The sequence below is a fragment of the Brachybacterium avium genome (assembly GCF_002216795.1).
In the GTDB taxonomy this organism is placed as follows: Bacteria; Actinomycetota; Actinomycetes; order Actinomycetales; family Dermabacteraceae; genus Brachybacterium; species Brachybacterium avium.
The window spans coordinates 821,935-839,459 of sequence record NZ_CP022316.1 but is presented as its reverse complement, the minus strand read 5'-3'; the positions used below and the strand labels follow the sequence as shown (position 1 = coordinate 839,459).

22 protein-coding genes and 1 pseudogene are annotated in these 17,525 nt (G+C 69.3%); 10 read left to right on the top strand and 13 right to left on the bottom strand.

The features are described from left to right. The first annotated feature begins 299 nt into the window (after nt 1–299). Together CFK39_RS03795 and CFK39_RS03790 are read left to right on the top strand one after the other, a co-directional pair. Nucleotides 300–560: a type II toxin-antitoxin system Phd/YefM family antitoxin gene (locus CFK39_RS03795; protein WP_089064343.1), complete on the top strand. Its 261-nt coding sequence runs from the start codon at nt 300–302 to the stop codon at nt 558–560. Continuing rightward, nucleotides 561–815 (top strand): Txe/YoeB family addiction module toxin, encoded by a 255-nt coding sequence (locus CFK39_RS03790; RefSeq protein ID WP_089064342.1) that lies wholly within the window; start codon nt 561–563, stop codon nt 813–815. A 94-nt stretch (nt 816–909) separates the two neighbouring features. On the opposite strand, the gene CFK39_RS03785 is transcribed toward CFK39_RS03790, so the two are convergent. From CFK39_RS03785 to CFK39_RS03750, 8 genes are all read right to left on the bottom strand, one after another. Continuing rightward, nucleotides 910–1,677: an SCO1664 family protein gene (locus CFK39_RS03785; protein ID WP_089064341.1), complete on the bottom strand. Its 768-nt coding sequence runs from the start codon at nt 1,675–1,677 to the stop codon at nt 910–912. Beyond that, nucleotides 1,677–2,225, bottom strand: a complete 549-nt coding sequence (locus tag CFK39_RS03780) for a DUF3090 domain-containing protein (RefSeq protein ID WP_089064340.1) — start codon at nt 2,223–2,225, stop codon at nt 1,677–1,679. Before CFK39_RS03780 ends, CFK39_RS03785 begins: the two co-directional genes overlap by 1 nt. Next, on the bottom strand, nt 2,222–2,941 hold the full coding sequence (locus CFK39_RS03775; protein WP_172805638.1) for a histidine phosphatase family protein: 720 nt from the start codon (nt 2,939–2,941) through the stop codon (nt 2,222–2,224). The genes CFK39_RS03780 and CFK39_RS03775 overlap by 4 nt, the downstream gene beginning before the upstream one ends. A gap of 103 nt (nt 2,942–3,044) precedes the next feature. Next, entirely contained in the window at nt 3,045–3,830 is a 786-nt protein-coding gene (locus CFK39_RS03770; RefSeq protein WP_089064339.1) for a ferritin-like domain-containing protein, read from the bottom strand. Continuing rightward, nucleotides 3,820–4,629, bottom strand: coding sequence for a hypothetical protein (locus CFK39_RS03765; protein WP_157697052.1), 810 nt, complete (start codon nt 4,627–4,629; stop codon nt 3,820–3,822). Before CFK39_RS03765 ends, CFK39_RS03770 begins: the two co-directional genes overlap by 11 nt. A gap of 345 nt (nt 4,630–4,974) precedes the next feature. Beyond that, entirely contained in the window at nt 4,975–6,195 is a 1,221-nt protein-coding gene (locus CFK39_RS03760; RefSeq protein ID WP_089064337.1) for a N(5)-(carboxyethyl)ornithine synthase, read from the bottom strand. Between the two features lie 91 nt (nt 6,196–6,286). Next, nucleotides 6,287–7,030 carry a sulfurtransferase gene (locus CFK39_RS03755; RefSeq protein WP_089064336.1) on the bottom strand — a complete coding sequence of 248 codons (744 nt, stop codon included), beginning with the start codon at nt 7,028–7,030 and terminating at the stop codon, nt 6,287–6,289. Nucleotides 7,031–7,222: 192 nt separating this feature from the next. Further along, nucleotides 7,223–8,149 (bottom strand): ketopantoate reductase family protein, encoded by a 927-nt coding sequence (locus tag CFK39_RS03750; protein ID WP_157697050.1) that lies wholly within the window; start codon nt 8,147–8,149, stop codon nt 7,223–7,225. Between the two features lie 199 nt (nt 8,150–8,348). Here CFK39_RS03750 and CFK39_RS03745 point away from each other — a divergent pair, with 199 nt between their 5' ends. Further along, a complete protein-coding gene (locus tag CFK39_RS03745; RefSeq protein WP_089064334.1) occupies nt 8,349–8,789 on the top strand; it encodes a YtoQ family protein in 441 nt (146 codons plus the stop codon). Here the strand turns inward: CFK39_RS03745 and CFK39_RS03740 are convergent. Continuing rightward, nucleotides 8,771–9,232 carry a hypothetical protein gene (locus CFK39_RS03740; RefSeq protein ID WP_089064333.1) on the bottom strand — a complete coding sequence of 154 codons (462 nt, stop codon included), beginning with the start codon at nt 9,230–9,232 and terminating at the stop codon, nt 8,771–8,773. The genes CFK39_RS03745 and CFK39_RS03740 overlap by 19 nt on opposite strands. A 156-nt stretch (nt 9,233–9,388) precedes the next feature. Here CFK39_RS03740 and CFK39_RS03735 point away from each other — a divergent pair. The 3 genes and pseudogenes from CFK39_RS03735 to CFK39_RS03725 all read left to right on the top strand — a co-directional run. Further along, nucleotides 9,389–10,359 (top strand): annotated as a pseudogene (locus CFK39_RS03735) (alpha-L-fucosidase); the annotation flags it as partial. A gap of 3 nt (nt 10,360–10,362) precedes the next feature. Further along, the gene (locus CFK39_RS03730; protein WP_157697049.1) at nt 10,363–11,166 is read left to right on the top strand and encodes a hypothetical protein; all 804 of its coding nucleotides are present in this window, start codon (nt 10,363–10,365) and stop codon (nt 11,164–11,166) included. A gap of 148 nt (nt 11,167–11,314) precedes the next feature. Continuing rightward, on the top strand, nt 11,315–11,614 hold the full coding sequence (locus tag CFK39_RS03725; protein WP_089064330.1) for a hypothetical protein: 300 nt from the start codon (nt 11,315–11,317) through the stop codon (nt 11,612–11,614). Nucleotides 11,615–11,635: 21 nt separating this feature from the next. Here the strand turns inward: CFK39_RS03725 and CFK39_RS03720 are convergent, their stop codons facing one another. Beyond that, the gene (locus CFK39_RS03720; protein WP_089064329.1) at nt 11,636–11,980 is read right to left on the bottom strand and encodes a TraR/DksA family transcriptional regulator; all 345 of its coding nucleotides are present in this window, start codon (nt 11,978–11,980) and stop codon (nt 11,636–11,638) included. 177 nt (nt 11,981–12,157) lie between these two features. Between CFK39_RS03720 and CFK39_RS03715 the strand changes: the two genes are divergently transcribed. Beyond that, nucleotides 12,158–12,925 (top strand): phosphatase PAP2 family protein, encoded by a 768-nt coding sequence (locus CFK39_RS03715; protein WP_089064328.1) that lies wholly within the window; start codon nt 12,158–12,160, stop codon nt 12,923–12,925. A gap of 72 nt (nt 12,926–12,997) precedes the next feature. Here CFK39_RS03715 and CFK39_RS03710 read toward each other — a convergent pair whose 3' ends face one another. Then, on the bottom strand, nt 12,998–13,822 hold the full coding sequence (locus tag CFK39_RS03710) for a DUF3152 domain-containing protein (RefSeq protein ID WP_157697048.1): 825 nt from the start codon (nt 13,820–13,822) through the stop codon (nt 12,998–13,000). 85 nt (nt 13,823–13,907) lie between these two features. On the opposite strand from CFK39_RS03710, the gene CFK39_RS03705 reads away from it, so the two are divergent. After that, nucleotides 13,908–14,657, top strand: coding sequence for a DUF429 domain-containing protein (locus tag CFK39_RS03705; RefSeq protein WP_089064326.1), 750 nt, complete (start codon nt 13,908–13,910; stop codon nt 14,655–14,657). A 19-nt stretch (nt 14,658–14,676) separates the two neighbouring features. Here the strand turns inward: CFK39_RS03705 and CFK39_RS03700 are convergent, their stop codons facing one another. Together CFK39_RS03700 and arfB are read right to left on the bottom strand one after the other, a co-directional pair. Continuing rightward, nucleotides 14,677–15,324 (bottom strand): 1-acyl-sn-glycerol-3-phosphate acyltransferase, encoded by a 648-nt coding sequence (locus CFK39_RS03700; RefSeq protein ID WP_089064325.1) that lies wholly within the window; start codon nt 15,322–15,324, stop codon nt 14,677–14,679. Between the two features lie 72 nt (nt 15,325–15,396). Then, complete coding sequence (gene arfB, locus CFK39_RS03695) at nt 15,397–15,837, bottom strand: alternative ribosome rescue aminoacyl-tRNA hydrolase ArfB (RefSeq protein WP_089064324.1); 441 nt, start codon at nt 15,835–15,837, stop codon at nt 15,397–15,399. A gap of 112 nt (nt 15,838–15,949) precedes the next feature. Between arfB and CFK39_RS03690 the strand changes: the two genes are divergently transcribed. Both CFK39_RS03690 and CFK39_RS03685 read left to right on the top strand, forming a co-directional pair. Then, complete coding sequence (locus CFK39_RS03690) at nt 15,950–16,264, top strand: 4a-hydroxytetrahydrobiopterin dehydratase (protein WP_089064323.1); 315 nt, start codon at nt 15,950–15,952, stop codon at nt 16,262–16,264. Nucleotides 16,265–16,532: 268 nt separating this feature from the next. Further along, nucleotides 16,533–17,525 carry a TAXI family TRAP transporter solute-binding subunit gene (locus CFK39_RS03685; protein ID WP_089064322.1) on the top strand — a complete coding sequence of 331 codons (993 nt, stop codon included), beginning with the start codon at nt 16,533–16,535 and terminating at the stop codon, nt 17,523–17,525.

Sequence of the window (17,525 nt, the reverse complement as noted above, 5' to 3'; positions counted from 1 at the left end):
CGCTCGAGCTGTGGCCGGAGGGCGACATCGACCTGCGCGGACGGGCTTGGTAGTCGCTGACTGCAGATGGTCCTACGTGCCGGAACTCGGTGGAATTCCGCTTCAACGTGTGAATCCAGTCCCGGTTCGGCGGGACTGGTGCGCAAGCAGGCCACGTCAGGCTGTCTCCGCTGCGCGCGTCAGTCCCTTGGAGGAGTTCAGCTTCTCGGCATGACGTGATCACCGTGTACTGGGCGACCTGCTGGTGTCGAGTGGTACCATATAGTTGTACCATCGATCCGAGCGAGGAGGTCCTCATCATGTCCATCAGTGCAAGCGAGGCACGCAAGACTCTGTTCCCCCTCATAGAGCGGGTGAACGAGGACCATGAAGCCGTCGAGATCGTCTCTCGTAAGGGCAACGCAGTCCTCATGCCGGCGGACGAGTACGCCGCGTGGCAGGAGACCGCATACCTGTTCCGCTCGCCGGCCAACGCCCGCCGACTGCTCGATGCCTACGACCGCGCCCGCGGTGGAAAGGTCGAGGTCCACGACCTCGATCGCGCAGACGAGGAAGCCTGAGTGCGTCTGGTCTGGGACGAGTCGGCCTGGGAAGACTACAAGCACTGGCAAACCGCCGACCGGAAGATCCTCAAGCGCATCAACACGCTCATCGACGCTTGCCTGCGCGAACCGTTCTCCGGGATCGGCAAGCCCGAGCAGCTGAAGTATGGAGCGCAGGGTGCGTGGTCGCGGCGCATCACCGATGAGCACCGACTGGTCTACCTCGTGGACGACGAGGACCTCGTGATTCTTCAGGCCCGCTACCACTACTGAACCAGATCGTCCTCCGTGAGGGCACGTGGTGAGGTTCCGGTTCGGCGTCTGAGCTCACGCAGCACACCGGCGTCACCGGAGGATCCCGCACCCCTCAGAACAGAGGCCACGGCACCGCCGGCATCGCGCCGCTCGGGGCCGGGAACTGCCCGTCCGCACGCAGCGCGGCGCAGCGCGCGGCGAGTGCGGCGACCTCGTCGGCGCTGAGCAGCTCCCTCAGGCGCCGGCCCAGCTCGCCGTGCAGCCCTTCGCTGACACGGTCGATGCCCTCGCACTCCTCGTCGGTCAGTGCCTCCCCCATCCATCCCCAGAGGACGGTGCGCAGCTTGGGGTCGCGATGGAAGGTGAGCCCGTGATCGACGCCGTGCCGATGACCGTCGGCCATGGCGAGGATGTGGTCGCCTTTGCGATCGGCGTTGTTGACGATCACGTCGAACACCGCCATGCGTCGCAGGGCCGGCGAATCCTCATGGACGAGGGTGATCCGCTCCCCGCTCTGATCGAGGCCCTCGAGCACGCTTCTCCAGCCCGTCGCGGGAAGATGGTCCGACGCGAGCAGATCCACGGCGCGCTGGGCGCGGTCCGGCTCCTGCCAGAGCTGCACCATCCCTTCGCCCAGCGGGCCGTCGCGCAACCAGGTGCGCGGCACGATGTTCCAGCCGAGGGCCTGCGAGATCAGGTAGGCGGCCACCTCCCGGCCGGCCAGGGTGCCGCCGGGGAAGTCCCAGAGCGGGGCCTCGCCCGCCACCGGCTTGTAGACCACTGCCGCGCCGTCGATGCTGCCGAGGAACGTCGCGTTGGACGCCGTCGTGATGCGGCCGGTGAGCGTCAGCTCGGCGGTCGCCGGGTCGGTCGCGGTCATCAGTCCTCGGGAAGGGTGCAGATATGGCCGTCGGGGTCCATGGGGTGGCCGCAGAGCGTGCACAGGGGACGCCCGGCCTCCACGATCTCCCGGGTGCGCTGGGTGAACGCCCGAGCAGTGCCGACCGGCATCCGCACGCGCAGCATCTCGGAGCCCGCCGCAGCGCCTGGATCGAGCGCGTCGTCGTCGGCGGGGAGGGGATGCGCCTCGATGATCACCTGGGCCGTGGTGGGGTCCCAGCCGATGCCGATGGTCCCGGCGCGGAACTGCTCCTGGACGGCATCGAGCGGATCGTTGTCGACGAGCTCGACCGGAGTGCTGGTGGGGACGCTGTAGCGGTTGCCCTCGACGGCGATGAGCTGGTCGAGGATCTCATCGATCTTCAGCGCGAGCAGTGCAGACTGCTCCTTCTCCAGGGCGATGCTCAGGATCTGCTCCCCGGCGCGCGCCTGCAGGTAGAACGTGCGGGCCCCGGGGCGCCCGAGCGTCCCGATGACGACCCGGTCCGGCCAGTCGAACTCATGAACATGTGCAGGCGCGTCGGTCATGTGCTGATCCTAGGCGTCCGGCTGCCCGTGGCGGGAGTGCCGGCGCCGCCGCCCACCGCTGCATCGCCGGAGGGGATGTCCTTCGCGAGCCAGGACAGATCACCGCAGTCCGTGTTGGTCGCCCAGACCCTCGGCCGGCTCGCGCCATAGCTCACGATCGACACGGAGGCGGGCCCCACCTCGAGCCGCTGGAACAGGTCCAGATGCATTCCCAGCGCGTCGGCGAGGACCGACTTGATGATGTCGCCGTGGCTCACCGCCACCCACACCGCACCCGGCCCCTGCTCGGCCTCGACGGCGGCATCGTGGCGTCGGATCGCTGCCACCGACCTGGCCTGCATCCCGGCCATCGACTCGCCGCCGGGGAAGACGACAGCGGACGGCTGCGACTGCACGATCCGCCACAGCTCCTCGGTCGCGAGATCGCTGAGCTGACGGCCCTGCCACTGACCGTAACCGCACTCTGTGAGCTCGGGGTCGACCGACGAGGGCGGTGCGTCGCTCTGCTGCTCGACGATGGCCCGGGCGGTCTCCGCGCAGCGCTCGAGCGGGCTCGTCACCACCCGGGCCACGGGCACGGCCGCGATCCTCTTGCCGGTCAGCGCCGCCTGATCCCGTCCGAGATCGTCGAGGTGGACGCCGGGGGTCCGACCTGCCAGCAGGCCGGTCGCATTGGCCGTGGTGCGGCCGTGCCGCACGAGCAGTACTGTCGCCATCACTCCAGCCTAGCGTTGCGGTCGAGGTCGGTGCCGGCCCCGTGCTCGTGCCGGGCACGGGAGGGATCGGTCGGCGCCGGCGAGCGCGATCCTGGTGGAGGTCTCAGGCGATGGCCAGTCGGCGGAATGCCTGGTCGAAGATCGTGAGCCCTTCCAGGCCCGGGATCCGCTGCATGCGCTGATCGAGCTTGTCGACTTCGTGCTGCTTGCCGCCGAAGAGGTGCCCGAAGACGTGCCGGACCTCGTCCTCCTCCATGATCCCGGAGCCCACCGGGCGCCACGCTTTGCTCAGCAGCAGGCGGACGAGCTTGCGCGCCTTCTCGGACTTCTCCAGGCGTGCCCGTGCCTGGGTCGTGTAGAAGGCGACGTGCCGTGTCTCCTGCTGAGCGATCCGCGTGACGAGGGCGGCCAGCGTGGGGCTGTCGGTCATCTCGGCGAGGCGCCGGTACCCGGCAGTGGCGGAGAGCTCGTTGGCCACTCCCCAGGTCATGTGCACGGCGACGAAGTCCTGGCCCACCAGGTTCGCCAGGCCGGACTGCTTCACGGATGACAGCGCGAGCTGCCAGCCGAGTCCCAGCCGCTTGGCCTTCACCTCGTCGTAGTCGACGATGATCCCGTGCTCGGCCAGCACGGCCGCCAGTGCTTCTCCGTGCCAGAACTCCTCGCGATTCCAGGTGGTCATGAACCCGGCCGATTCCTCCTCCCGATGGGAGGGAGTGACCAGCAGATCCCGCAGGAAACAGGTGGTGTGGTACTCGACGTCGCACATATACCGGACGGTGCGCAGGGTCTGCGGATCCAGCGGCTGCTCGCGGAACACCGTCAGATCGAGGTCGTCCCACTGCAGCGGCTCGGAGGTGTCGGTGAAGCGTTCGAGATCAAAGGCCATGGGAGGTCCTTCCAGGGATCCGGCTCGACGACATGCGCAGGGAGCGCCGCGGGGCCGGGAGCAGATCGTGCAGGATCGACGTGGCGCGCGCGAGGTCGGCGCGGGAGTCGGGGGAGCGGAAGATGCTGGTCAGGGCGCGGAATTCGTCGGGATCGGCCACACCCACCACGCGCAGCGGCTCCCACCCGCGGCCGAGATATCGGCGTGCCGTGACCGCTTCGGTCCGTGAGCGGGAGATGCGGGCCTCCGCTTCGAGCCGGAAGAAGCGGGCACTGTGCTCTCGGCGTCGGAGGATCTCCTGGACGACGCGCGCTGATTCCTCGTGCAGCCGGGGCAGCACCGCTCGGTAGGCGGCCTGCAGCGCCTCTTCCTGGACTGCCAGGCGCGCCATGTGGCCGGCGACCACCGGCGCCCCCACCGCATTCGTCCAGACAGGGGCGAGCAGCGGCATGACCGTCTCGAGATACACGCTGCGGACGCGGGAGGCGGCAGAGCGCCGACGGGGCGGGGGAAGCGGCGACCCGGTGGCGGCCAGCAGATCCCGCATGGCGCGACCGAGCTGGTGACGGGCGAACGCCCAGGTCGCCACGAAGGCCGTGATCCGGGCCTCGTTGGCGGTCCAGGTGGCCAGGAGAGCGCGCGCTTCCGATAATCCGGCGCTGTCCAGACGGCAGAGGAACGCGAGATCGGCACGGGTCTCCTCCGACAGGTCCTCCATCGCGGCGGCTGTGGCATCGACGAGGATGCGCCCGTGGTCCTCGCGACCGTAGGCGGCGACATCGAAGTCCGTGAAGAGCACGGTCAGATGGTCGGGGTCGGAGTGGAGACGGCCGGCGCGGTAGCCCGGCAGCGGTTCCGCGGTCGGTGCGGGGTGAGTGGCCCTGCTGGAGTTCGGGGCGGGAAGAATGATGATCGACCTCCTCAGGACTGGGATCGGCGCAGCAGAGCTGCCGTCGACCGGCAAGTGCGGGGGGCCGTCAGCGTGAGCTGGCCGCCTCAGGCGATCGTGACGACGCGCCTCGTCCTGTGTTCGGAGGGCCGGGACGAACGGATTGGTCCCGGCATCAGCGGGTGCGCGGGGATGCCGGTGCAGTCGACAACGACGCCTCGATGCAGCCCCGGTGCTGCCGCCTGTGTTCGAGGCTCAGAACACCTCGGCGGTCCGCAGGTGGGGGTACTCGGATCCTCGGCCCTGGAACGCCAGGATGCTCGGATTCTTGACCTCGCCGTCGCGGATCTCGATCGCACGGGCGATCGTCTGATCCGCTATCCAGGCGGACGGTCCCTCCATCACCGTGCGGAGGAAGGGCAGGAGGGCCTCGCTGATCTCCCAGGTGGCCGAGTTCCACAGATAGGACGGGCTGTGGTCCACGGCGTAGTAGTTCACTCCCTGCCCGACGGTGAACATCGGATCCTCGAACTCCGTGGGCTTGGCCCACTCGAAGCCCATCCCCTCGTCGCACGAGACATCGATGATCAGCCTCCCTGCGGGAAACCTCTCCAGATCCTGGGTCCGCAGGTACGTGAGGGGCGCCGCCACGTCCTGGAGCGTGCAGTTGACGACGATGTCGTGGGCGGCCAGGAAGTCCGGGAGCAGGACATCTCCGTCCTCGGTGAGCACCGTGCTGAGATGGACGGGGCCGTCGCCGGTGTTCAGCTGGGTGAGGTGTGCGCTGTGGATCGGGGAGCCGACAGCCGAGGCCCCACGCTGGGTGAGGACCTGGATGTCGTGGATCCCCTGCGCCTGCAGAGCGGTGACCGCTCCTCGGGCCGTGGCCCCGAAACCGATGACGACGGCGCTGAGCCGTGGCCCGTAGTCACCCGTGGATCCCCTGAGGCTCAGCGCATGCAGCACGGAGCAGTAGCCGGCGAGCTCGTTGTTCTTGTGCAGCACATGCAGGCTGAAATCTCCCCGCCGGGTCCAGTGGTTCATGGCTTCGAAGGCGATGAGGGTGAGCCGACGGTCGATCGCGGTCTGCGTCATCTGCGCGTCCTGCACACAGTGGGGCCATCCCCACAGGACACGGCCCTCCGGGATTGCGGTGATATCCGCCGCCTGGGGCTTGGGCAGCAGCAGGACGTCCGCGGAGGCGATCACCTCATCGCGGTCGGCGACGCGCCCCACCCTTGATTCGATATACCCGGGCTCCAGCTGGAAATCGGCGGCGTAGCCGCGTTCGACGATCATCCGTGCTCGTACGTCGGCGTCGATCCGGTCCAGGTGGTGAGGATGCAGCGGAAGTCGTCGTTCGTTCTCCATCGTCGACCCGGCGAGCAGTCCCAGGGTGAGGAGAGGAGGGGCCGTTGCGGCGTCGCCCGACGCGAGTTCGGGGGTGGCAGCGAGCGGTCGAGCGGTGCCGGGCATCCGGCCTCCCATCATCGGGGAACCAGGGTCAGCTCCGTGATGGACTGTACGCCGTACCGCTTTTCGGGCTCTGTGCTCCTGCGTTGGAGCGCTACACCGTGGTGATGGCTCGCGGCGTGAGGTCGGGCGCAAGCGCCTCGCGCTCATCGAAGACGAAGCATTCCCCGTCGTAGTGGTCATGGCCGATCTGCTCGAAGTAGCCCAGGATGCCGCCCTCGAGCTGAAGCGCTTCGATGCCTGCCTCGCGCAGGTAGATCGTGGCCTTCTCGCAGCGGATCCCACCGGTGCAGAAGCTCACGACGGTCTTGCCCTCGAGCGCATCGCGGTGTGCGGAGGCCGCCTCCGGGAAATGCGTGAACCGTGTGATGCGCCAATCCAGCGCGCCCTCGAAGGTGCCGTAGTCGACCTCGAACGCATTGCGCGTGTCGAGCATGACGATGTCGCGCCCGTCATCGTCGTGTCCCTGATCGAGCCAGCGCTTGAGGGTGCCCGGCTCCACCGCCGGCGCTCGGTCTTCGAGAGGGCGGATCGTCGGGTGATCCATGCGGATGATCTCGCGCTTGAGCTTGACGAGCATCTTGCGGAACGGTTGCTCGGCAGACCAGCTCTCCTTCGTCGACAGAGCGGCGAAGCGGGGGTCGTCGCGCAGCTCATCGACGTAGGCGCGCACTGCGTCGGGATGACCCGCGAGGAACAGGTTGATGCCCTCCTCCGCGAGGAGGATCGTGCCCTTCAGACCCGCTGCTTCTGCCCGTGCGCGCAGGACAGGGCGCAGCTGCTCGCGATCGCTGATCCGGGTGAACAGGTACGCGGAGATGTTGAGGACGCTGTGCACGAACTGAGCCTACCGAAGAGTGTTGGGACGGGCCGCTCGGCTGTCCTGCGCGCAGGGGGCCGCGGGCATGGTGCAGGCCGGTGAACATCGGCTGGGGCCGAATCGGCCGAAGGCGTCCTGGCCGGAGCCCAGAGAGCGGAGCCATGGATGAGCACTCCCTCGTGATCGCCGCTGAGACCCCGAACCAGCTGATCAGGCCTCGTGGCCCGGCGACGCGCATGGCATGACCAGGCTGCGGAACCGGGGTGCATCTCGCCCGACGAGGCTCAGTGCGTGGGCGGCCACCTGTGGAAACTCCGTAAATCTGGTGGCCAGCACATGTGGCGCGATGGACACCTGCACCAGCGGTCCACCGAACTGGCGCTGCCAGTAGCGGGCGGCGAACCATGTCGGAACTCGCCCGAAGATGGTGCGAAGGGCCGCTGGTCGAATCGGGACGCCGTGCCCCTGGAGGGCGTCGAAAGCCTCACTGATGGCGCCCACGATCTGGCGGGCCCGCTCGCGAGAGCGCGAGACCCCCGGTGCCCCGTTCTCGGTCGTGAGCACGGCCGCTCCGATGCCGGCGATGAACACGCTGTGCGTGTCGAGCCATGAGGCCATCTGGTGTTCGCGGTGCACCGCGAGTGCAGTGGTGCCCATCAGCTCTGCCACGGCTGCCCCGGCACTCGCCGCAGCGTCGACGACTGTGGGCTGCTGGCGCACGGAGTGGTAGTGGACCGAGCCGTCGTCGGCGATGAGACCACCGATCCCGGAGAAGGTGAAGACCGTGCGTTCGGCACCGACGTCCTGCTCGAAGGCCTCCCGCTGCCCGAGCGGGTTGGACATGCACACCACGATCGGCGCCAGAGACGCCGCAGCCTCGGCCTGCACAGAGGGCAGCTGTTCACCGCGCACGGCGACCATCACCACCTCGGCGTTCCGTGCCTCGGCGAGCGTGTCCACCACGCGGCACCTCGGCCGGGTGGTGCTGCCGTCCCGGTGGAGCACGATCCCGGACATACGCAGCTGATCAGCACGTCGGCCGCGAGCGACGATGCTCACGTCATGGCCGGCATCGGCCAGCAGTCCCGCATAGGTCTGCCCGATCACTCCTGCGCCGACGACGGCAATGGTGCTCACGGCCACCATTCTTCCACCGCAGCCGGGCACCGGCGAGTTGTTCCCTCCAGGGTCATGGCCCGCGCCCGAGGCGAGTCCCGGAAGGCGATGTCCGCGGTTCGGGACGCTCGAGGACCGAACCCCGAGGCTCATTCCTGAACGTCTAGGATGGTGCGCCAGACCAGCAGTCCCGTCCGACCCCCTGTGAGGAGCCCTGACCATGAGTTTTTCCGTCTATCTCTCCGGCGAGATCCATACCGAGTGGCGTGACGAGATCCAGCGCGGCGCGGAGGCCGCCGGTCTCGATGTGGTCTTCAGTGCGCCGGTGACCGACCACCCCGCCAGCGACGCCGCCGGCGACCATCTCGGCGAGAACGACAGCAAGTTCTGGCGCGATCACCAGTCCTCGAAGGTCAATGCCATCCGCACCCGCACCCTGATCGAGAAGAGTGATCTGGTGGTGGTGCGCTTCGGGGACAAGTACAAGCAGTGGAACGCCGCGTTCGATGCCGGCTACTGTGCCGCGCTGGGCAAGCCCTACGTGACCCTCCATGACGAGGACATCATCCATCCGCTCAAGGAGGTCGACGCCGAGGCCCAGGCCTGGTGCACGACCACCGACCAGGTGGTGGAGACCCTGCGCTACGTGCTGGAGGCGTGAGCCCGCACCCCCGACCGTCGCGGGCACGTTCGCTCGCCGGCGACACGTCGGGGCTTCCTCTCAGTCCCATCCGAGACCACGGCGGACGGCGTCCACCGTCGTCTCGGGGAGTCGTTGAAGCACACGGGGACCCCCGGCTGGAGCGCCGCAACGGTGTTGATGACCCGTTCGAAAACCAGGGTGTATTCATGGGATGTTCGCAGCCCGGCCCCGATCTCTATGACGTCGAATCCTCTGTCGGCCAGATGTGCCGCCACTGCGGATTCCGCAGCGTCGGCGTCGCCCGACAGGGGACAGGTGACGACCTCGAGGCCGGTCCCGCGCAGAGCGTCCTCGCCGGCCACGATGCGGGTGCGAAGCGTGGCTGCATCCTGACCTGGCCAGGGGGAAAAATCGATGATGTTCGGATCCATCCCGATCTGGAGCACGCGCAAGCTCATCATCCGCTCACGGTAGCCCGGCAGGCCGACGCCGTCACGAGGGAAGAGAGGCCCAAGTGGCTGGGGAGGGGGCGCCGCGTCAGGTCCAGGCGCGCACATCGGCTCCCGAATACCGAGAGTCTGGACCCAGAAACGTCCTACAACAGCTAGGGTAAGCGCATGCCTACTTCAGCCTCATCTGCCCCCGGTCTCCCGTCTGCTGCCCCTGCGGCCGACGAAGGAGTCGCCGTCGCCACCGCGGTGCAGCAGAGCGCGCAGGATCTCGAGCGCCGTCAGACCTGGACCGACGCCCGCTTCGGCCTCATGGTGCACTGGGGCCTCCCCGCCATTCCGGCCGGCATCTGGCACGGACGGCAGGTGGAGGGCCTGACCGAGTGGATCCAGTACAAGGCGAGGATCCCGCTGGCCGAGTACCGGAAGCTGGCCGAGGACTTCAACCCCACGAGCTTCAGCGCCCGGGAATGGGTGCGCATGGCCGCGGAGGCCGGCGCCAAGTACTTCGTGTACACGGCCAAGCACCATGACGGCTTCGCCATGTACCACTCCCAGGTCTCCGACTACAACATCGTCGACGCCACCCCCTTCGACCGCGACCCGCTGGCCGAGCTGGCCGAGGCCTGCGCCGAGCACGGGATCATGCTCGGCGTCTATTACTCCCAGATGATCGACTGGGAGGATCCGGATGCGGTCGGCCCGCAGTGCAACGACTGGGACTTCGACCCCGCGCAGGGGGACTTCCACGCCTACTGGCGGCGCAAGGCCGCCCCGCAGCTCCGGGAGATCCTCACCCGCTACGGCGACATCGGGCTGATGTGGTTCGACATGCCCAGCGGCATCCCGGAGGACTGCGCGCAGGAGGCCTTCGACCTGGTCAGGGAGCTGCAGCCCGGCGCGGTCATCAACAGCCGGCTCGGAGGCGGGGTCGCACCCGACTACACCTCCATGGATGACAACTACTTCAACAACCTGCTCCCGGAACGAGATTGGGAGACGGCGGCGACCACCAATGACAGCTGGGCCTTCGCCGAGCGGGGAGCCGGCTGGAAGCCTGTGGAGGGGCTGTGCGAAGCGCTCGCCTACACGGTCAGCCGCGGGGGAACCTGCTGCTGAACGTCGGCCCTGATGCGACCGGCGTGATCCCGCCCCAGGCACGGGAGCAGTATGCGGGCATCGGCGAATGGATGCAGCGGGCCGCTCCCGGCATCCACGGGGCAGGCCGAGCCCCCTTCCCCGGAGGCTTCGCCTGGGGCCACGTCACCGCGCGCGGCACCTCGCTCTACCTGCATGTGGCCGATCGGCAGGCGACGACCCTGGATCTGCCCGGGCTCACGGCCGGCCCCGAGGCCGCCCGGGATCTCGCCACCGGCAGCCCTGTGCCGTTCACGCTCTCCGAGCCCGACGGTCTGGGCCGGATCGTCAGCCTGGAGCTGGCCGCGCCGACGGATGAGCTGCCCCGGACGATCCAGCTGGAGTTCGCGGGCACGCCGGAGACCACCGGCGGTCTCGTCCAGGCCCCGGGCGCCGACCTGCGTCTGGACATCTGGGCCGCCGAGGCCGGCGAGGACGGGTCCCGGCGGTGGGAGTTCACGATGGGCACCCCCGGGGACTACCGCGTGGTGCTGCTGACCAAGGAGACGTTCAGCAACGCCGATCCCCAGTGGTGGGCCGACGGTCTCACCGGGACTCTCGTCACCGACCAGGCGCGGCGGGAGTTCACCCTGCGCCGGGAGGGCGAGGAGCCGTACCCGATCATCCATTACTGGAAGCTCATCCGCAGCGAGATCGGCCAGTTGCACGTTGCCGCCCCCGGTACGCAGGAGCTGGTGCTGGAGGACCTGCCCGTGGTCGATTCGAAGTGGGACAAGAGCGGAGCGAATGTCGTCGCCCTCCGGCTGGAGCCGATCGGCGAGAGGCGTGACGACGAGGCCGCCGAGTAGAGGGAGGCAGGCGCCGCGGTGCCTTGCCGCACCGGCGGTCGGCTCCGTGGCGCTCCACTGCGCTTCGTCCCCGGCGGCGACCCGAGCGATCGTGCCGGCAGCGTGGCGGGCCGGTCTCGTTCCAGTCCTCCGTCGCTACGATGGCGGGATGAGCAACGTCCATGCCGACAATACCGACGACACGGCGCCGGCGCCGACCGGCGAGGCGGGGGTGCGTCGCCGACAGCAGGAACGGCGCAGCCGCGTCTTCGTCCGGTTCGCGATCATCGAAGGGGTCGTGCTCGCGGCCGCGGTGCTCGCCATCTTCGTTCTCGAGCTGATCGATCCCACGATCGGCATCTGGGTGATCCTGGTGCTCGCGGTGCTCGGGAGCGTCATCCTCAGCGGCTATCTGGTCACCGCCGCCCGGCGCGACCAGCGTGAGCTGGAGGCAGCGCGGCAGAGCTGACCGGCCACCCGGAGAACGTGCTCAAGGCGCGCAGTCGATGCAGGTGGTCGCCTCCGGCCGAGCGGACAGGCGTTCCGCGGCGATCGGGCCGCCGCAGCTGCTGCACCGGCCGTCCTCTCCACGGGACCAGCGAGCGTGGGCGGCATCGATCGAGGCGAGCGCCTCGAGCATGCTCTGCCTCAGCCCCTCCAGCCGGGACCACTGCGAGGACAGGGGGACGCCGTCGGGATCGTGCTCGTCGTCATCGCTCAGCCCCTCGCGGGTGCGCCGCAGGGCGGAGAGCTCCCGTTCGATATTCGCCAGGCGGGCGAGCATCTCGCGATGACGTGCCTCGATGCTCTCACCGCGAGCCGGTGAGCCGACCATCCTGTGCTCCCTCCGGATTGTTCCTGTGGGCCCCGCCGATGCTGTAGCGGCACCTCGAGTGTGCCCTGCGGAGCAGGCTGCGTTCGCCGTTCCTCCGTGGCCGGGCAGGCCCGGGAATGTGGGGTTCACCGCTGCGATCCGTCGATCCGGCCCGAGGTTTCCTAGGCTTTCCGACTGATGGTCGCCGAAATCCAGTCCCCGCGTGAAGCTCTCCTCGATGCTGGTCTCGAAGGGGGGCCCACCACCGCAGGCGATCGCCACTGGTGGCACCGGCTGACCTCGGCCCCGAGCCTCGCGATCACCCTGATGCTGGTGATCATCGTGGCCGCCGGCCCTTTCCAGAGTGTCGACCTGTTCCTGGCCAAGCGCTGGCTGTACCGGCTCGATCCGAGCCTGCTGCCCTTCGCGCAGAACGTGCTGGACCCCATCGCCGGGCAGGCGGTCTGCCTGCCCCTCCTGCTGGGGGTGGCGGTGGTGATCGCAGCGCTCCGACAGTCCTGGCGGCCGCTCCTCATCGCCGGCCTGGCCGAGCTGGGGTTCCTGGCCGGCATCGGCTCGTTGAAGGTGCTGCTGGCCCGCGGAGTCGCCTATGAGCACGACCCGCGCTTCCTCGAGGCCGGACTGTTCGAGATGGGGGACAAGGGGATCAGTTTCCCGTCGGGCCACGCCTCCGAGGCGGTGCTCATCTACGGCGCCGCCGTGTATCTGATCGCGCACTACACCGGCGCCTCGCACCGCCTGGTGCAGATCCTGCAGTGGGCGGTCGTGGTGATCGCCGTGAACTCCTCCGTGGTCTCCTTCCTCCTCGGCTGGCACTGGGCGAGCGATCTCGTCGGCGGCCTCCTCGCGGGCGGGCTGGTGCTGCGCCTTCTGGTGAACTGGGATCTCCGCGCCCGTCGCCGCGCCGAGGAGAGGCGCGCGGAGCCGCTCTCGGCGCCCTCCTGACTCGGCAAAGGCCTGCGAGGAGTCCAGCCGCAGGGAGCCGAGGGGAGTCCGGGAGCAGCGACCCGTGTGGGGTCAGCGCGACGGCTCGTCCGCAGGCCAGGCATTGGGCACGCAGCCCTGCAGGTGGATGGACTGCTGGAGCATGACGGGTGAGGCTTCCCCCGCACCGCCGCAACGTGCATGGCCGTGCCCCAGGAAGTGCCCCACCTCGTGGTTGACCATGTACGCGCGGTACGCGGACAGGTCGTCATAGGTGGGGGTCGCGTGCAGCCAGCGATCCGAGTTCAGCGCCACCTCCGGCCCGACTCGGCAGCTCCACAGCCCGCCCGTGTGCGCCGGGAGGCACAGCTCGTCGACCATCGGCGGGGATGCCAGCGAGATCGTCATCTCGGCCTCCTCGAGCGTTGCGACCTGCTGGAACGACACGTCCTCGAGGTCCTGCCAGCCACGGGGATCGGCCAGGACCGCGGCGATCTCCGCCGCTGCCTCATCGGCGTCGATCCCGGTCCCGCCCTCGACCCGCACCGCATAGGTGTGCATCGTGCTCTCAGATCCAGCTGGCGCAGCGGCAGCCGCGGCGACGGTCCAGGTGCCGTCCCCGATGATCCCGGAGCGCACGATCTGTCCGGACTCCTCCCCGGTGTCCGCATCAGCCACCGGAGAGGGGGAGGCCGAGGCCTCCGGGACGGTGCCGGCTTCGTCGCTGCTGGTCGGGCCGGCTGTGGTCAGCGCGGGAGCAGGCGCGCTTTTCGCTGCGTCCTCGCCGCCGAGCGCGCCGAGGAGCGAGACCAGTGCGAGGACCAGCAGGAGGGCCAGCAGCAGGATCATCCCCGAGCGGACGAGGCGCCCCCGACGGGTGAGTCGGAGAAGCGGGCGGGGCGCTGTGGGCTGGGGCACGGGTCCACGCTAGGGGACCGGTCCAGCGGTGACCGGCAGGAACACACGTCCGGCTCCGACTGCTCGTGCTCCGTACCCTGAGGCGATGCATCGCAGGTATGTCGGGATCGATCTCGCCGCTCAGCCCCGCAGCACCGCACTGGCACTGCTGCGCGAGACGGGGGAGAGTTGCGTGCTCGACGAGGTGAGGGTGGGGGCGGAGGACGCGTCGCTGATCGATGCCGTGACGGGCGCCGCGAAAACCGGGGTCGACGTGCCGCTGGGGTGGCCCCGCCGTTTCGTCGAGCTGCTCGCCGCGCATGCCGCGCACGAGCAGCCGGCTCCGGAGTCCACCGGGGATGACTGGCGCCGCGGCCTGGCGATGCGGGTGACAGACCTCGAGGTGCGCCGACGCACGGGCCTGACGCCCCTGAGCGTCGCGACGGATCGGATCGCCCATCCGGCACTGCGGTGGGCCGGGATCGAGGCGAGGCTGCGCGAGCGCGGCCTCGACGTCCCGCGCGAGGGGTCCGGGGTGATCTGCGAGGTGTACCCCGCAGCGGCCCTGCTGACCTGGGGGCTCGCCCATCGAGGCTACAAGGGGGTGAAGAACCAGGTGCCACGCGCCGCGCTGGTCGCCTCACTGAGCGGACGAGTGCCGTTCCTGGACTGGAACGGGCATCAGGCGCTCTGCTCCCGCGACGACGATGCGCTGGACGCGGTGATCGCGGCCCTGGTCGCCCGCGAGGTCGATCAGGGCCGGGCATCCCCGCCGCGTGCGGAGGATCTCGAGCTCGCTCGGCAGGAGGGCTGGATCTGGCTGCCTCGCACGGATCCGGGTGGGATCGACGGCTGAGCGGGCTGCCGGACCGAGCTCAGCCGGGGGTGCCGGCGCCCGGGACGGGTCCGCCCATGGGGTCGACGGGGCCGCTGCCCGCTTCCGGATGCGGAGCTCCGCCGCCCTCCTCCCGCAGACGCGGCTCGACCCGCTGTGCCGGGTGGTAGCCGGCCTTGTCCTCGTAGTACGCGCGGATGCGGTCCATATCCGCAGCGATATCGCCGGTCAGCTCGAGGCTCGGTCCGAGCCCGGTGGTCATGGTGGTGCGATCCACGTAGCCGAGCACCACCGGCATCCCGGTCTCGCGGGCGATGCGGTAGAAACCGGACTTCCAATGGGTGTGGGCGCCGCGAGTGCCATCGGGGGTGACGACCAGACCGAACACCTCGCCCGCCCGCGCCCGAGCCACCACCTCCCGGACAACGCGGCTCGGTGCCGAGCGATCCACCGGGATACCCCCGAGCGCGCGCATCAGCGGGCCGCGCCAGGAGGTGAACAGGGAGTGCTTCCCCAGCCACCGCAGCGGGATCTGCAGGCGCCAGGAGATGGCCAGCATGATCACGAAATCCCAGTTCGAGGTGTGCGGGGCGCCGATGATCACGGAAGGGCGGCGCGGAGCGGGCTCCGTGACGAGCGTCCAGGGGCTCACGGCCCAGAAGAGGCGGGCGAGGAGGCGACGGAGCATGTGCTCAACCTAGGTGATGCCGGGCGGATGCCGGACCATGACGCCCTGGGTGGGACGGATCGACGGCCGGGATCACTCGGAGCCGGGCGGGCGCCGCGACTGCTTGAGCGCCGCCCGCTGTCGCTTCGCCTCCAGCCGCCGCCGCCTTGAGCCCCTGGTGGGCCGGGTCGGGCGACGCTCCACCGCCGGGGCGACGGCCTCGCGCAGCACAGCGGCGAGCCGCTCACGGGCCGCTCGACGGTTCTGCCGCTGGGAACGCTGCTCGGCGGCCGTGATGGTGAGGACGGTGCCGGCGAGCTTCACGGACAGCTCGGCGATCACCCGTGCGCGCTGGGCCTCGTCGAGCGCCGTCGTGGTGGCCAGGTCCAGGCTCAGCTGGACCCGGGAATCAGTGGTGTTGACTCCCTGCCCCCCGGGGCCGGACGCATGGGAGAACTGCTCGCGGAGCTCCGTGGCCGGCACCACCAGGCCGTGCGGCGCGCCCGGGCCGGGGCTCACCCGCAGATCCTCCATGCCTCCAGTGTGGCCGATGAGAGCGGGGGAGAGGTGCCCGGGCCCAGGTGCGGTCCGGTCCGCACCGCCCACAGGGGTGGTCTCCCGGCGCCGACGGGGGCACGATAGGGGCATGGCTGATCCGAAGAAGACCCTCACCCCCGCCGAGATCGCCGAGGCAGAGCTCACCGGCTGGCACCAGGACGGCGAGACGCTCACCGCCCGCTTCGCCAGCGGAGACTTCGCCACCGGGCTCGAACTCGTCGTCCGCATCGGCGCCTCCGCCGAGGAGGCGAACCACCATCCGGACCTCACCCTGACGTATCCCGAGGTCACCGCGACGCTCTCGAGCCACGACGTCGGCGGGATCACCAGCCGTGACCTCGATCTCGCACGCCGGATCAGCGAGCATGCCGCGGCGCTCGAGGTCGCTCCAGCCGCTTCCTGACCCTCGCACCTGCGTCCCCGAGGGACGCGGCAGAAGCGCATCAGACCGCATCAGGCGTGCACGCCGACTCCGGAGCCGACGCCGTCACCGCGGATCGTGTCGTCCCGACCGTTATTGCACCGTTGCCTTGCGGACGTCCATAACCGGTGGCCGAACCCCTTTCGTGTGGTGAGATGGTCCTACCCTGCCCGCAGTGACCCTTCGGGGAACCGGTGGGCCCCCCATACGAGCGTGGTCTGAACGACCTCGACGAAGAGGAGCGCACACGATGAGAATCGGACGACGGACATTTGCGACGCTGGGCCCGCTGGCGGCTCTCGGCCTGCTCGCCGCCTGCAGCGACGACGGCGGCGGCAGCGGTGGCGGCGGTGGCGAGGGCGACTTCGTCACCGACCTCACCTTCGGCACCGGTGGCACCGGTGGCGTGTACTACCCCCTCGGCGGTGAGTACGCGGCCATCTACGAGGACAACATCGACGGCATCTCGGTCACCTACACCGACTCCGGCGCCTCGGTGGAGAACATCGGCAAGATCTTCCAGGGTGAATGGCAGCTGGGCATCGCCCAGTCGGACACCGCCAACACCGCGGTCACCGGCGAGGGCGAGTTCGAGGGCGCTCAGGTCGACAACATCGGCTGGATCGCCGGTCTCTACCCCGAGGCCGCGCACATCGTCACCCTCGCGGGCAGCGGCATCGAATCCGCCGCGGACCTCAAGGGCAAGAAGATCGCTGTGGGCGACGTCGGCTCCGGCACCCGTGCGGTCTCCGACGCGATCCTCGCCGCATACGACATCGGCGAGGGCGACTACGAGGCGTTCGAGCAGGACTTCTCCAGCTCGCTGGACCTCCTGCGCGACAACAACATCGACGCCTCGGTGTTCGTCGTCGGCACGCCGACGGGCTCGCTCGGCGACCTCGCCGCGACCAACGACGTCAAGCTGGTCTCGCTCGATGAGGACAAGGCCGAGCAGGTCGCCTCGGAGAGCCTCTTCGACGTCTACACCATCAAGCCCGAGGCCTACGACTTCCTCGAGGAGCCGGTGACCACCCTGTCGGTCGCCGCCGCGCTGATCGCCTCGATGGATCAGGTCAGCCCCGAGGTCGGCTACGAGATCACCAAGGCCACCTTCGAGCACGCCGATTCGATCACCCTCCCGCAGGGCGATCTGATCACCCACGACTTCGCTCTGTCCGGCCAGGGTGAGGTTCCGCTGCACCCGGGCGCGAAGAAGTACTACGAGGAAGAGGGGCTCCTCTGA